Genomic DNA, 12,798 nt, shown 5'->3' with positions numbered 1-12,798 from the left:
GGCTCCACGGAGCAGGAGATCGCTGACGCTGTTTCCTATGGTGTGATCAAGATGAACATCGACACCGACACCCAGTACGCGTTCACCCGCCCGGTTGCCGGCCACATGTTCTCCAACTACGACGGCGTCCTGAAGGTCGACGGCGAAATGGGCAACAAGAAGACCTACGACCCCCGCGTCTGGGGCGCTTCCGCCGAAGCCGGCATGGCCGCGCGCATCGTCGAAGCAGCCCAGCAGCTCGGATCGGTGGGCAAGACCTTCTAATGTCCGACGAATTCCGGAAGAACCTGATGGGGCCGGAGCCCACGCTCCTGCCCGCCGAAAACGAGATCTACCAGCACCTGGCCCTCGGCAAGGAAGCACTGGACCTCGTAGCGCAAAACCCCACGTCGTCACTCCTGTGGGCCATCCTCGCGGAGGAAGCCTGGGCGGAGGGCCGGACCATCGAGTCCTACGCCTACGCCCGCGTCGGCTACCACCGCGGCCTGGATTCCCTGCGCCGCAACGGCTGGCGCGGAGTCGGACCCATTCCGTGGGAGCACGAGCCCAACCAAGGCTTCCTGCGTGCACTCTACGCACTGGGCCGTGCAGCCTCCGCCATTGGCGAGGCTGAGGAGCCTGAGCGGATCGAGAAGTTCCTGAACGACTCGGACCCCAAGGCCAAGGCAGCGCTCGAAGCCCGCTAAGGCATTACAGCAAACAACGACGGCGACCCTCACCTGAAAGGTGGGGGTCGCCGTCGTGTGTGTGTTGTGAGGCCCGCTTTGCGGGGTATCCCGTGAGGTTAGGGCGCAGAGCGGGCCCCGCAACGAAGGTGTGTGTGTTGTGAGGCCCGATCTGCATGCTAAACCGGGAGTTTAGGGCGCAGAGCGGGCCCCGCAACGAAAGGGGGTACTAGGCCTTGCGGGGAATGCCCGTGCGGGCCATGGCCTCGGCGTAGGCGCCGTGGATGGCGTCCAGGTATTCCTGCTGGCGTGCCGGGGTGCCGGCGAAGGAGCGGCCACCGAGCGAACGGACCTTGAAGGTCTTGAAGCCGCGGCGGGCGATGCTGGCCGGAGCGGCCTTCATGAGCTGGTCGGCGAGGCGGTGGGCCTCATTGCCGTGCGCCACCAGCGCGGAGGTGCGCGGCAGGAGCTGGAGGAGGCGCAGCAACGGCTTGAGTCCCTCGGTGATGTTGGCAGGCGTGAGCTTGCCCGGTTCCTCGTTGGGCTCGATCCACGGGTACGCGTTCCACGGCATCATGAGCTCGGGACGGAGACCCAGCTGCCACTGCATGCCGAGCATGCGGGTGGCTGCTTCCTCGTCGCCGGGGGTGATGAAACCCTCGCCGGAAGTGGTGCGCTGGTTGGAGAAAAGGCTGACGATGCGGCAGTCATCCATGCTGTGGGCGGGGTCGATGTAGAGGACCTCGCTGCCTGGCTTCTGCTCCTTGATGGCGTCGCAGAGCTCGTTGACCTCGGCGATGCGGGGTTCGTAGCGGCGGTTCCAGAGGATTTCTTCGGGTGATTCAGTCGCCAGTTCTTGCATCAGGGGTTAGGTCTCCTAGGTGTTACAGCGCACCGTTCCAAGGGGCCGCGGGCATGCCGCTGCCGAACCTCAAAGGGTGCTGTTGGGGGCTAACTAACCTTACCGGACTATGGGGGTGAACGGGTGCTGCTCCGGCGCGCCCCCGAATGAGACGCGGCGTGTTGCCCGGGAAACGTGTCGGGCGTCTCGATGGCATCGATTAACCCTTAAGTGCAGGTCTCGGCGTGCGTTTCCAAGGCAAGTGGATGATTGGTCGGAAGGGGCAGCCATGTTGAGACCCGTCGACGCCTACATTCATCTTGGGGGAACGATGTTCGCACAGGAAACAACCACAGCGGAAACCGGCCAGCGCCGCAGGAGGGCGCCGAAAGTCAGGGCAATTCTGGCTGGCGGCCTGGTTCTTGGAGTGGGCGCGGCCATCACCCTGGCAGCCTGGAACGACTCCGAATTTGCCCAAGGCACCTTCACCGCCGGAGCTTTCAACCTTGAGGGCAGCACGGACGGATCCACTTTCGGCGAGAACCCGGTGACCGCGCCCGCAACGCTTGGCTTCACCGCGAACACTGCCAACATGGCTCCCGGCGACGTTGTCACGGCACCCTTCGCCGTCCGGCTGGACAGCACCACAACCAGCGACGCCACAGTTACCGTGTCCACGGAAACCTCCACAGGCGGCCTCGTGGGCCTCACCTACGCCCTCACCCAGTCGACGGCGTTCGGCTGCGGCCAAGCAGTGACAGCTACTTTGGTTCCGGCCGGCCAATCAGTGGGGACGACGCCGGGCAGCGTCACCTTTGCGCTGACCCAGGGAGCCGGCACTGACCCTGGCGCGCCGGTCAACCTATGCTTCCGGATCACGGCCGATCAGGACCTGGTCCAATCCCAAACCGGGAGCACCACCTGGGAATTCGCCGCACAATCGCAGTGATCCATGGGTCGCCGACAAGCCGCAAGCAAGCCCAGCGCAGCATACCTCCGCCTGCGTGCGCTCCTCGCAGGGGCATTGGTGCTGGGAGTGGGCAGCTCCGTGACGCTGGCCTCCTGGACTGACAGCGACTTCGCTGCCGGTTCTTTCGGCGCGAGCGTATTCCAAACCGAATCCAATGCCACCAAACCTTATGACGCCCAGGGTACGTGGAGTGCCAACGACATCTCCCCGGGAGCCACCCTGGTTTTCACCGCATCCGCCATGAGTCCCGGAACCGTGGTTTACGCACCGTTCGCCATCCGGACCAAAGCCGCGTCAGTTGCCGGCGAAGTGGTGCTCGGAACGCCTGCCGTGACCAGCAGCGGGACGGGGAACGCGGACTTGGGGGCGGCCCTTCGCTATCGCGTGGTCCGTTCGGCGACGTGCCAGGCGTCCTCCTTCACGGGTACGCCCGTTTTTGTGGTGGGCAGCGACGGCGCTAAGCCGTTCACGCTGGGGCAAGCGGCCGGCGTCGTGAATCCTCTGGCGGCGGCCACTGCCACGCTCCCGGGGGCGCCGACACAATTCTGCTTCGAGGTCACCCTGCCCGCGGGCGCCAACAACGCCCTGCAAGGCCAGACCGCAACGGCCATCTGGCAGTTCACGGCGACCTCAAGCTCATGAGCCACCGCGATTTACGGAGCCGCTCGCGGGAAGCTGTGCTCAATATCGCGGCCGCCGGGGGTGCTGTCTGCATACTCGCGGTGGTCTGCGCAGTGCTGTTCAACATCACCCTGATCATGTTCAAGACGGGATCCATGGCGCCCTCCATCCCGGCAGGTTCGCTGGCTGTGGTGCGCGAGATCCCCGCGGGCGAGATCAATGTTGGCGATGTAGTGACCGTGGACAGGCCCGGGAAGCTGCCCATCACCCACCGGGTGCAGGCCGTGGCTGCCGCTGACGGGGATGGGCGGACCATCACCATGAAGGGCGACGCCAATGCCGAAGCCGATCCCGCACCGTATGTCGTGGAACGCGTGCGACTGGTCCTCTGGTCGGCGCCCGGATTGGCCCGCCCCGTGGCCGCGGCCGCCAACCCGGTGGTTCTCGGCGCCACCACCGTTGCCGTGTCGGCTCTGGTGACGTGGGTCCTGTGGCCCCGGGACGTCCGGCGCACAAGCGGTCAGCATGTTGCGGCGTAGTTTGATTTTGGTATCCGCGTTGGCGGGCGCGTTCCTGTTGGGCCCCGCTGCCGCGGTTGCGGACGGCGGGCCTTCCGGCTGGTTGGAGCTCGACGCCGGTCCGGCCGGCGAAGTGCATCGCCTCACCCCCGGCGGGAGCGCGGATTGGGAGGTGGACGTCCGGGTCCTTGGTGAACCCGCGCAATCGCTTCACCTCGGTCTGCAATCCGAGGCGGTCGCGGCCGGTTCCCTGCGGGATTTCCTGACCGTAGGCCTTCGCTCCTGCAGCCAGCAATGGGTTGGGAACACGTGCCCTGGTTCCCAACGCGTCCTGATGGAACCCGCAGCCCTGGCCACCGCGGAGGGCGTGCGGGTGGACCTCATGGAACCCGGAAGCTTTGAGGCTGCCAGCGCCCACGTCTTGGTGACGGCAACCTTGGCCGAGGATGTACCCGGCGAAGTTCAGGGAAGCCGCACGCACATCGTGGTGGGAGTTCACGGTTCCGGGGACAACGGCGGCGGAGCTGGCACAGGTGGGGACGGCGCGGGCGGAAACGCAGGTAACGGGACCTTCCCCGAAAAGCCAGCAGGGCCGACGTCGGGCGCTTTGGCTGACACTGGAGCCCGGCTTGGCGGGTTCGCGTTCCTGGCGTTGGTGGCTGTCGTCTCCGGCTTTGGGCTGGCACGGTTGCGGGGTGCCGGGACATGAGGCCGTTCACGGGGATCCGCGTGGGGTTGGCCCTTGCCGTGCCGCTTGCCGTGGTGCTGGCGGCGTCCAGCCCTCCATCCGCCACCGAAGCGGGTTGGCAACGGGATGCGTACGGTGCTGGGACTTTCGGCACCATCACCATCCCCGCCCCTACCTTGAATGGGACGTGCACCTACAACCCGGGCATCGCTGGCATTGGTGCCTATGTGCGGATCTTTTGGAAGCCGCCGTCGGGCTACACCCTGGCCAATTCGGAGATGCAGGCCTCCACCAGCGGATTGGGTTCCTTGCTTGCGCCACTGACGGGTTTCTCCATCACGTCCAACACCACGGGGTCGGCGGCCGCCGGCTACGTCACGGACGTTCCGGTCAACCTCCTGGGCGGCCTCCTTGGCCTCGGGACAGAGCTCCAACTGGCAATCGTCGTCAGGGACCCAGTGAACCTTTGGGTGTCAAAGCCGGCGTCCGTGGCCACGAACGCGGGGCTCATCGCCGGGTTGGGTGGCAGCTGCCGGAACCTGCCACCGGCCGCGTAGTGCCTGGGAGCTGGTTTCACTGGAGAAAACTTCACGCGGTGGCCATTGAAGTCTCCTTGACACCAGAGAAAGCGTTGCCATCGGCTAAACTTGGCTGGTAAGAGCCCCGAACTCTTGCGCTGGTCACCGCCCGCGGTGAACTGCACCGGTTATGTCGGGGCATTCTCATGTACGGCGCCTGACTCTGGCGATCCAACCGGAGCGGGCCCGAAAGAATGGGGGAGGATCCCATGCCCGCTATCGTGATCGTCGGAGCCCAGTGGGGCGACGAAGGCAAAGGCAAAGCAACCGATCTGCTCGGTGGCCGCGTTGACTATGTGGTCAAGCCCAACGGCGGTAACAACGCCGGGCACACCGTGGTTGTTGGCGGTGAGAAGTATGAGCTCAAGCTCCTTCCCGCGGGCATCCTGAGCCCCAACGCCATTCCCATTATCGGCAACGGCTGCGTGGTGAACCTCGAGGCCCTGTTCCAGGAAATCGACGGCCTCGAAGCCCGTGGCGCGGACACGTCCCGCCTGCGCGTTTCGGCCAACGCCCACCTCGTAGCCCCGTACCACCAGGTGCTGGACAAGGTTACCGAGCGCTTCCTCGGCAGCCGCGCCATCGGCACCACCGGCCGTGGCATCGGCCCGGCCTACATGGACAAGGTGGCCCGCCTGGGCATCCGCGTCCAGGATGTCTTTGACGAGTCCATCCTCCGCCAGAAGGTGGAAGGTTCGCTGCGCCAGAAGAACGAACTCCTGGTCAAGGTCTACAACCGCCGCGACATCGTGGCGGACGAGATCGTGGAGTACTTCCTGTCCTTCGCCGAGCGCCTGCGTCCGCTGGTCATCGACAGCACGCTGGAGCTCAACAACGCCTTGGATGAGGGCAAGGTTGTGCTCATGGAAGGCGGCCAGGCAACGTTCCTGGACGTAGACCACGGCACCTACCCGTTCGTCACCTCCTCCAACCCCACGGCCGGCGGCGCTTCCGTTGGTTCGGGCATTGGCCCCACCCGCATTTCGCGGTCCATCGGCATCATCAAGGCCTACACCACCCGTGTTGGCGCTGGGCCGTTCCCCACGGAACTGTTCGATGAGATGGGCGTTTACCTGCAGAAGACCGGTGGCGAATTCGGTGTGAACACCGGCCGTCCCCGCCGTTGCGGTTGGTACGACGCAGTCCTGGCCCGCCACGCTTCCCGCGTCAACGGCTTCACGGACTACTTCGTCACCAAGCTGGACGTCCTCACGGGCATCGAGCAGATCCCGGTCTGTGTTGCCTACGACGTCGACGGCGTGCGCCACGACGAAATGCCCATGACGCAGACCGAGTTCCACCACGCAGTCCCGATCTTCGAGTACTTCGACGGTTGGACCGAGGACATCACCGGCGCCCGCACCCTTGAGGACCTTCCTGAGAATGCCCGCAACTACGTGCTGGCCCTCGAGAAGCTTTCCGGTACGCGCTTCTCGGCCATCGGCGTCGGCCCGGACCGCGACCAGACCATCGTGGTTCACGACCTGATCAACGACTAAGTCCTACTGGATGACGACGTCGGCGGGTCGCCTTGGTTCCACACGGAACCGGAGGTGACCCGCCGTCGTCGTTTCTCCCGACTGAATCAGCGCCTAATGGAGCGTTGGGACCATCGCCTCCGCGCTGCCCAATGATTCCGCAGCCTGTTGGTCCGCGATAACCGTGACGTTGGGATGGAGCTGGATGACCGAGGCCGGGCAGTCGGTAGTTACCGGCCCGTTCAATGCCCTCTCGACAGCCGAGGCCTTTTCCGGTCCGCTGGCGAGAAGGAGAAGATGCCTGGCCGCGAGAATGGTCCCAAGCCCCTGGGTTACAGCATGAGTGGGCACCGAGGAAGGGTTCGCGAAAAACCGCGCGTTCGCCCGCCGGGTATCCTCTGACAACGCAACCACGCGGGTCCTGCTGTCGGCTGCAGATCCAGGCTCATTGAAGGCCAAATGGCCGTTCCTGCCGATACCCAGGACCTGGAGGTCAACTCCTCCCGCTGCTTCGATTCCTCTTTCAAACAGGGCGCAGGCGGCCTCGAGGTCTTCCGCAACTCCATCAGGAACATGGATACGTTCGGCCGCGATTCCCAGCGGATTTGCAACATGCTCCCGGACAAACTGTCCGAAACTCTGGGGATGCGGGGCGGCCAATCCCACGTACTCATCCAACGCAAAACACGTGGTCTGCCGATAATCTGTGCCGCTGTCTGCGGTGAGCTGCGCGTACACGGGGAGCGGCGAAGCGCCCGTGGCCAGGCCGAGGACACTGCGGGGATGTGCGCGGACCAGTTCGGCGATCACTTTTGCAGCGGCAGCACCCAGTTCCTGGCGACCTTGAACAACCATGAGTTCCATTGGCAGCTACTTTCGTTGGAGGGAGAGCCCGGTCATTGCACCGGGCGGTGATTTTCAATGGCAGTTCGTGCCCTGTCCACTACGGAGCCGCCCACGCCTGCTGCCTCCAAGGCCAGCAGGCCAGCGCCGAGTATGGGAGGGGACTTCACCAGTTGCATGCGGGCGCGTGGCGCGAGTTTGCGCAGGCCACCCTCCACTTCGGACATCAGCCGTGCATCACCAGCGGCCAGTACACCACCGCCCAGCACCACCGGCACGGACTCATTCTCGAGGTGCAGGCGGCGGAGGGCAGTTACCGCCATGAGGACTATCTCGCGGGCCTGATGATCAACCTCTGCAGCAGCCACCTGATCACCGGCCCGGGACGCTTCGAAAAGCACTGGGCAGAGATTGACCAAGGACCTGGCAGGAAGTCGTTTGAAGTGTATGGCCTCCGTCACGGCCATGACACTGGACATTCCAAAGGCCTGCGGCACAGTGGCCTCAAGGAGGGTTTTGGGACCACGCCCATCCTCGGACCGGGCAGCATGCCATAAGGCGCGCGAGCCCAAGTAGCCCCCACCTCCGCTATCACCCGAGATAGCACCCAGCGCCGGGAACCTGGCCGTGGCACCATCGGCCCGGACACCGGCGGCATTGATTCCGGTCCCACAGACCACCACCACAGCATCCGGCTGATTCGTGCCGGAACGCAGGAGGGCAAAGAGGTCGTTATCCACCAAGGCGGTATGGCTCCCGGACTGCGGGACCCAGGTTCTGCCGGCGATGGCTTTTGAGAACATCATCATTTCCGCGGGCAGGTCCATGCCAGAGAGGTACAGGCTTGTTTGAACCAAGGGTCGGTGGCCCACCGCGCCGTGCACTCGCGTTGCAAGGGCATCGATCACCGACAACGCATGCTCGAGCCCCAGGACTTGGTGGTTGGAGCCCGTGCTGCGACCGCTTGCCAACAGCTCGCCCTCCGCGCTCAGGGCTACGGCGTCGGTTTTGGAGCCGCCGCCGTCGATGGCCAGGACAAAGGCTCCGGGGGGCAGGTTTGCTGCCGAGGGTAGGGTTTGCTGCTGCGCCAGGTTCATCATGCCCAAGTCAGGTATTGCTGGTTTTCGGCCAGGAGGAGGTCCGTGAGTCGTTCCGCCTTCTCGTACTGGCCTACCAGGGGATGGGCGAGCATCGCTCGCACAACGCGGTCCCGGCCGCCGTGCAGTGCGGCGTCCAAAGCCAAACGTTCGTAGCCGGCCACAGCGCTGATGAGGCCCCGCATGTCCTCCGGCAACGGCGCTATGGGCTGCACGGTCAGCTTGCCCGACTGGATCACGGCGGGTACTTCAATGACGTGGTCATCCGGCAGGAACGGCAAAGCGCCGTCGTTCCGAACGTTCACTATTTGGGTGTCGCCGCGATTGGAGGTCAGTGAAGCCATCAGGTCCACTGCTGCTTCGGAGTAGAAGGCACCGCCCCGCTGGCTTAGTTCCTCAGGCTTAACAGCAAGGGAGGGGTCCGCGTATTTGGCCAGCAGTGCGCTCTCAACCTCCTGGACTTCCTGTGCCCGGCTTCGGCCATATTGCTGCTCGCCCAGCACAGTGTCGTGCAAGTAGTAGTAGCGCAAATAGTAGGAGGGCACGGCGCCCTGCAGCCGCAGCAGTGCCTGGGGCATGCGGACGTCTGACGCAATGTGGTCGATGTTGGACTTGAGCAATTCCGGCAATACGTCACGGGTGCCCTGGTCCGTGCGGAGGTTGACTCCGAGTTCCCAGGTCAAGTGGTTCAAACCGACGTGGTTCAGTGACACGTTGCTGTGGTCAGTGCCCAGCAGGTCGGCAAACTTGCGCTGGAAGCCGATGGCAACGTTGCAGAGCCCGACGGTGCGATGACCGGCTTGCTGCAGGGCGCGGGTTACGATCCCTACGGGATTGGTGAAATCGATGATCCATGCACCCGGCTTCGCCTTTTCCCGGACTGTTTCGGCAATGTCAAGGACCACCGGGACGGTTCGGAGCGCCTTGGCAAAGCCGCCCGGACCTGTGGTCTCTTGGCCGATGCAGCAGCCTTTGTGGGGGAACGTCTCATCTCCGTGCCGGGCAGCCTGTCCACCGACCCGCAACTGGATCAGCACAATGTCAGCGTCGCTGACACCGTCGGCCACAACGGACGTAGTTTTGATGATTCCGGTGTGGCCGGCGCGGGAGAAGATCCGCCGGGCCAGTCCGGACACCAGCTCCAGCCGTGACTCGTTAGGGTCAACCAGCCACAGTTCCGTAATCGGAAGGACCTCGCTCAGCCGGGCAAAGCCATCGATGAGTTCAGGCGTGTAGGTGGAACCGCCACCAATGACAGCAACTTTCATGGTTATCCCTTTACTCCCGAGAACTTGATGCCCTCGATGAATTGTTTTTGTGCGAAGAAAAAGAGCAGAATGACCGGGGCCATCACTAGCACAGTGGCAGCCATGGTGAGGTTCCACTGGACCTGATGGACGCTACGGAAAGAGGCAAGCCCCAGGGACAGTGTCCAGTTCCCGGTGTTTTCTCCGGTGTAGAGAAGAGGCCCGAAATAGTCGTTCCAGGTATTCAGGAAGCTGAACAGCGCGGCGGCCGCGATTCCCGGCCGGGCCATGGGAAGAATTATTCGGTAGAGGACGCCGAATTCGCTGGCCCCGTCCACACGCGCCGAGTCCGAGTATGACTGCGGAATGGTGATCAGGAACTGACGCAGCAAGAAGATGCTGAACGCGTCGCCGAACAGGTTGGGAATGATGAGGGGCCATAGGGTGCCCGTTAGCCCCAGCTGGGCCCAAACCACGTACATGGGAACGGCCACCACCTGGGGAGGGAGCATCATTGCCACAATCACCAGGTAAAACATGGTGTTCCGGCCACGCCACTTCATTCGGGAAAGGGCGTATGCCACAGGCACGCTGGATATGAGCATGAAGACGGTGGCCAACCCGGCATAAAGCAGGGAGTTGAAGAAGTATTGCAGCAGGGGTGCTTTCTCAAACACTGTTGCAAAGTTCTCCCAATGCCAGGAAGTCGGCCAAAGGTTCTTGGTCAATGCCTGTTGGTCACTCATCAAGGCCGTAAGGATGATGAACAGGATCGGGGCGATGAAGCCGATTGCCAAGGCTATGGCTATTGCATGAAGCCCCACCCAGGAGAGGAACTTTTGGCCCTGCCGACCACTGCTCAACTTGCTTGCCGTTTCTGATAAAGCCATGGCTTATTCCTCCTCTCCGATTCCGGCGGAACGCATCCGGCGGACCAAAATGACGGTAAATACTGCGGATACCACGAACAGGACGATTGCCATGGCCGAGGCGTATCCCATGTGGTACTGATGAAAACCCTGCTCGTAGAGCCACATCGGGAAGGTCAGTGTTGAGTTGTCTGGATAGCCGATAGTCAGGCTGGACCCGGCCGTGGCCGTACTGCCCGAGGCCACGGACCCTGCCACCACTGCCTCCGTGAAGAACTGCAGTCCGACGATGATCGAGTTCACGATGGAAAACATGAGCACGGGGGCAATGGACGGCAAGGTGATATGCCGGAACTGGTGCCAGGCGTTTGCGCCGTCCAGGGATGCTGCCTCATAAAGTTCACCGGGAACATCCAGCAGCGAGGCCAACAGAATGACGATGATGGTGCCCGATGTCCAGAGCGCCATCACTGAGAGGGCTGGTTTAGCAAAGGCTGGATCGTTGAACCACAGCGGTCCGTCAATCCCAAACACACCCAGAAATTGGTTGAGCGGTCCAGTGGACGGATTCAGGATGAAGACGAACGCCAGCGAGGCGGCTACGGGCGGGGCGAGGGCCGGCAGGTAGAAAAGCGTCCTGAAGACACCTGCGCCGCGTTTGATCTTCACCAGGACCATCGCCGCCAGCAGACCAAAACCCACTCGGCCGACGGTGATGACAACGGTCAACCAGGCAGTATTTCCGATTGCCTTCCACATCAAGGGGTCCTTGGTGAACATGAAGACGTAATTGCTGAAGCCGGTCCACTGTGGATCGCTGATCAGGTCGAAGTTGGTCAGGGAGTAGTAGGCGGTGGCAAGCAGCGGATAGAGGAAGAAGACGGTGAGGCCTACTATCCACGGTGACATGAAAGCCAAGACGGTCAGCTTCCGCCGACGCTTGACCCCGGCGGATCCAGACGGGCCGGTCCCTGTCGGTACCGCAGGCGCGGTCCGGGTGGGCATGGTGGTTGCGCTCATCACTTGCCCAATTGCGCGCTGTCGTCGATCTGCTTATCGACTTCCTGGAGCCCGCTGGCGAGATCGGTGGAGTCACCTGCAACGTACTTCAGCGCGAAGTCCTGTGCGATCTTCAAGTAGGCTCCGCCATTTGGGGAGGCCGGACTGTTGGCCAGTTTTCCGCCGTGGAAGAGGTCAAGGAACGTTTTGAATTGCTCTGTCGACTTAAGTTCCGGGGACGCGAGGGCATCGGTAGAGGTGGGGACGTTCTTCAGCGAGTTCGACAGGGACACCAGAGCGTCGGCGTCTGTGGTCAAGTACTTTAACAATTCCCAGGATGCGCCTGCGTTCTTGGCGCCCTTCGGGATGCCCGCGATGGTTCCCGTGGTGTAGGCGGTTCCGTAGAGTTCCGGTTTGGAATCGGCCACAGGGAAGGGGGCCGTGGCGTACTCGAGGTCCTTGGCCTCACGATCAGCAAACGCTGTGCGGTACTCGCCATCCATGATCATGGCAATCTTCCCGGCTTGGAAATCGTTGTCTGCCGAGTACTCCTGGCCGGACTGGGCCGTGAACTTGGTCAGCCTGTCAGCGCCGTAGAACTCGGTCAGGTCCTTCTGCCACTTAAGCATGTCCTTCCAGCCCGGGTCCGTGGACAGTGCAGACTTGCCGTCGGGAGTCTGCCATTTGGCACCGAACTGGGGCGCCAGAGTCTGGATTGTGTTCTCGTAGAACGAAGGCGTGGGGACGAAGCCGGCCACTTTGATGCTGCCATCGGGGTTGAACTGGGTCAGTTTCCGGGCATACTCGGAGAGTTCGCCCATGGTCTTCGGCGGCGAAGTGAGCCCGGCGGCGTCGAACATGGCCTTGTTGTAATAGAGCCCGTAGACGTCGGCCAAAAGCGGCATGGCGCAGCGGGTGCCGTTGAACTGTGTGTAGTCCTTGGTTGCCTCGGGGATTTTACCCAGATCTACTTTGTCGCGGTCCAAGTAGGGCTTCAGGTCCTGGAAGGAGCCAGAGCTGCAGAATTGGCCGATGTTGTCGGTGGTGAATGAAATCGCCAGGTCTGGTGCATTCCCGCCCCTGATGGCTTGGGTAATTTTGTCGTCGTCCTGGCTCCCTTCGCTCTTGATGGTGATGTTCGGGTGGGCAGAGTGGAACTTGTCCAGCACCGTCTGGAGAGCGTCCAACTCCCGGTCGGCGAAGCCGCTCCAGACAGTAAGGGTGACGTTTTGATCATCGGAAGGCGGGGGTGCTGCTCCGGTGGGTTTCGAAGCACCCACGCCTCCGCAGCCGGTGGTGGCAAGGGCGATAACCAGGCCTAATCCAAGGAAGTTCGATGCCTTTTTCATTGATTTCTCCGGGTGGGGTGGGGGATTTGGGTACG

Annotated in this window: 15 protein-coding genes; 8 read left to right on the top strand and 7 right to left on the bottom strand. The window is 62.9% G+C overall.

Translation table 11 applies throughout. The features are described 5' to 3' along the window. Both J2Y68_RS19955 and J2Y68_RS19950 read left to right on the top strand, forming a co-directional pair. Positions 1-264: class II fructose-bisphosphate aldolase (locus J2Y68_RS19955; RefSeq protein ID WP_309996135.1), on the top strand; the 264-nt coding region annotated here is incomplete at its 5' end. Beyond that, positions 264-686 carry a DUF3151 domain-containing protein gene (locus J2Y68_RS19950; protein ID WP_039239501.1) on the top strand — a complete coding sequence of 141 codons (423 nt, stop codon included), beginning with the start codon at positions 264-266 and terminating at the stop codon, positions 684-686. The genes J2Y68_RS19955 and J2Y68_RS19950, both read left to right, overlap by 1 nt. Positions 687-894: 208 nt before the next feature. Here J2Y68_RS19950 and J2Y68_RS19945 read toward each other — a convergent pair whose 3' ends face one another. Then, positions 895-1,527, bottom strand: coding sequence for a uracil-DNA glycosylase family protein (locus J2Y68_RS19945; RefSeq protein WP_284985231.1), 633 nt, complete (start codon positions 1,525-1,527; stop codon positions 895-897). A gap of 268 nt (positions 1,528-1,795) precedes the next feature. Here J2Y68_RS19945 and J2Y68_RS19940 point away from each other — a divergent pair, with 268 nt between their 5' ends. The 6 genes from J2Y68_RS19940 (at position 1,796) to J2Y68_RS19915 (ending at position 6,380) form a co-directional block, all read left to right on the top strand. Continuing rightward, positions 1,796-2,455: a SipW-dependent-type signal peptide-containing protein gene (locus tag J2Y68_RS19940; RefSeq protein WP_309996129.1), complete on the top strand. Its 660-nt coding sequence runs from the start codon at positions 1,796-1,798 to the stop codon at positions 2,453-2,455. 3 nt (positions 2,456-2,458) lie between these two features. Further along, positions 2,459-3,118 (top strand): SipW-dependent-type signal peptide-containing protein, encoded by a 660-nt coding sequence (locus J2Y68_RS19935; protein ID WP_309996127.1) that lies wholly within the window; start codon positions 2,459-2,461, stop codon positions 3,116-3,118. Beyond that, positions 3,115-3,636, top strand: coding sequence for a signal peptidase I (locus J2Y68_RS19930; RefSeq protein WP_309996125.1), 522 nt, complete (start codon positions 3,115-3,117; stop codon positions 3,634-3,636). The genes J2Y68_RS19935 and J2Y68_RS19930 overlap by 4 nt, the downstream gene beginning before the upstream one ends. After that, positions 3,623-4,324: a hypothetical protein gene (locus J2Y68_RS19925; protein ID WP_309996122.1), complete on the top strand. Its 702-nt coding sequence runs from the start codon at positions 3,623-3,625 to the stop codon at positions 4,322-4,324. Before J2Y68_RS19930 ends, J2Y68_RS19925 begins: the two co-directional genes overlap by 14 nt. Continuing rightward, complete coding sequence (locus J2Y68_RS19920) at positions 4,321-4,860, top strand: hypothetical protein (RefSeq protein ID WP_309996121.1); 540 nt, start codon at positions 4,321-4,323, stop codon at positions 4,858-4,860. Before J2Y68_RS19925 ends, J2Y68_RS19920 begins: the two co-directional genes overlap by 4 nt. 230 nt (positions 4,861-5,090) lie before the next feature. Further along, complete coding sequence (locus J2Y68_RS19915) at positions 5,091-6,380, top strand: adenylosuccinate synthase (RefSeq protein ID WP_309996120.1); 1,290 nt, start codon at positions 5,091-5,093, stop codon at positions 6,378-6,380. A 93-nt stretch (positions 6,381-6,473) separates the two neighbouring features. On the opposite strand, the gene nagB is transcribed toward J2Y68_RS19915, so the two are convergent. The 6 genes from nagB to J2Y68_RS19885 are packed head-to-tail and all read right to left on the bottom strand — an operon-like array spanning position 6,474 to position 12,763. Beyond that, positions 6,474-7,223, bottom strand: a complete 750-nt coding sequence (gene nagB / locus J2Y68_RS19910) for a glucosamine-6-phosphate deaminase (RefSeq protein ID WP_309996118.1) — start codon at positions 7,221-7,223, stop codon at positions 6,474-6,476. Between the two features lie 32 nt (positions 7,224-7,255). Continuing rightward, positions 7,256-8,302 carry an N-acetylglucosamine kinase gene (locus tag J2Y68_RS19905; RefSeq protein ID WP_309996157.1) on the bottom strand — a complete coding sequence of 349 codons (1,047 nt, stop codon included), beginning with the start codon at positions 8,300-8,302 and terminating at the stop codon, positions 7,256-7,258. Beyond that, positions 8,299-9,567 (bottom strand): 6-phospho-beta-glucosidase, encoded by a 1,269-nt coding sequence (locus J2Y68_RS19900; protein ID WP_309996116.1) that lies wholly within the window; start codon positions 9,565-9,567, stop codon positions 8,299-8,301. Before J2Y68_RS19900 ends, J2Y68_RS19905 begins: the two co-directional genes overlap by 4 nt. Positions 9,568-9,569: 2 nt before the next feature. Continuing rightward, on the bottom strand, positions 9,570-10,436 hold the full coding sequence (locus J2Y68_RS19895; protein WP_309996114.1) for a carbohydrate ABC transporter permease: 867 nt from the start codon (positions 10,434-10,436) through the stop codon (positions 9,570-9,572). A gap of 3 nt (positions 10,437-10,439) precedes the next feature. Further along, positions 10,440-11,435, bottom strand: coding sequence for a carbohydrate ABC transporter permease (locus J2Y68_RS19890; protein WP_309996111.1), 996 nt, complete (start codon positions 11,433-11,435; stop codon positions 10,440-10,442). Further along, entirely contained in the window at positions 11,435-12,763 is a 1,329-nt protein-coding gene (locus J2Y68_RS19885) for an ABC transporter substrate-binding protein (RefSeq protein ID WP_309996108.1), read from the bottom strand. The genes J2Y68_RS19890 and J2Y68_RS19885 overlap by 1 nt, the downstream gene beginning before the upstream one ends. Between the last annotated feature and the right edge of the window lie 35 nt (positions 12,764-12,798).

This window comes from Paenarthrobacter nitroguajacolicus, from assembly GCF_031455195.1.
GTDB classification, from domain to species: domain Bacteria; phylum Actinomycetota; class Actinomycetes; order Actinomycetales; family Micrococcaceae; genus Arthrobacter; species Arthrobacter nitroguajacolicus_D.
Note: the sequence above shows the minus strand (reverse complement) of the source record. Positions and strands in the feature narration are given on the sequence as shown.

Coding starts and splice junctions, on each gene's coding strand:
- J2Y68_RS19930 (WP_309996125.1), top strand. CDS start 3,115: ATGAGCCACCGCGATTTACGGAGCCGCTCGCGGGAAGCTGTGCTCAAT.
- J2Y68_RS19900 (WP_309996116.1), bottom strand. CDS start 9,567: ATGAAAGTTGCTGTCATTGGTGGCGGTTCCACCTACACGCCTGAACTC.
- J2Y68_RS19945 (WP_284985231.1), bottom strand. CDS start 1,527: ATGCAAGAACTGGCGACTGAATCACCCGAAGAAATCCTCTGGAACCGC.
- J2Y68_RS19935 (WP_309996127.1), top strand. CDS start 2,459: ATGGGTCGCCGACAAGCCGCAAGCAAGCCCAGCGCAGCATACCTCCGC.
- J2Y68_RS19895 (WP_309996114.1), bottom strand. CDS start 10,436: ATGGCTTTATCAGAAACGGCAAGCAAGTTGAGCAGTGGTCGGCAGGGC.
- J2Y68_RS19940 (WP_309996129.1), top strand. CDS start 1,796: ATGTTGAGACCCGTCGACGCCTACATTCATCTTGGGGGAACGATGTTC.
- J2Y68_RS19890 (WP_309996111.1), bottom strand. CDS start 11,435: ATGAGCGCAACCACCATGCCCACCCGGACCGCGCCTGCGGTACCGACA.
- J2Y68_RS19905 (WP_309996157.1), bottom strand. CDS start 8,302: ATGATGAACCTGGCGCAGCAGCAAACCCTACCCTCGGCAGCAAACCTG.
- J2Y68_RS19915 (WP_309996120.1), top strand. CDS start 5,091: ATGCCCGCTATCGTGATCGTCGGAGCCCAGTGGGGCGACGAAGGCAAA.
- J2Y68_RS19885 (WP_309996108.1), bottom strand. CDS start 12,763: ATGAAAAAGGCATCGAACTTCCTTGGATTAGGCCTGGTTATCGCCCTT.
- nagB (WP_309996118.1), bottom strand. CDS start 7,223: ATGGAACTCATGGTTGTTCAAGGTCGCCAGGAACTGGGTGCTGCCGCT.
- J2Y68_RS19925 (WP_309996122.1), top strand. CDS start 3,623: ATGTTGCGGCGTAGTTTGATTTTGGTATCCGCGTTGGCGGGCGCGTTC.
- J2Y68_RS19920 (WP_309996121.1), top strand. CDS start 4,321: ATGAGGCCGTTCACGGGGATCCGCGTGGGGTTGGCCCTTGCCGTGCCG.
- J2Y68_RS19950 (WP_039239501.1), top strand. CDS start 264: ATGTCCGACGAATTCCGGAAGAACCTGATGGGGCCGGAGCCCACGCTC.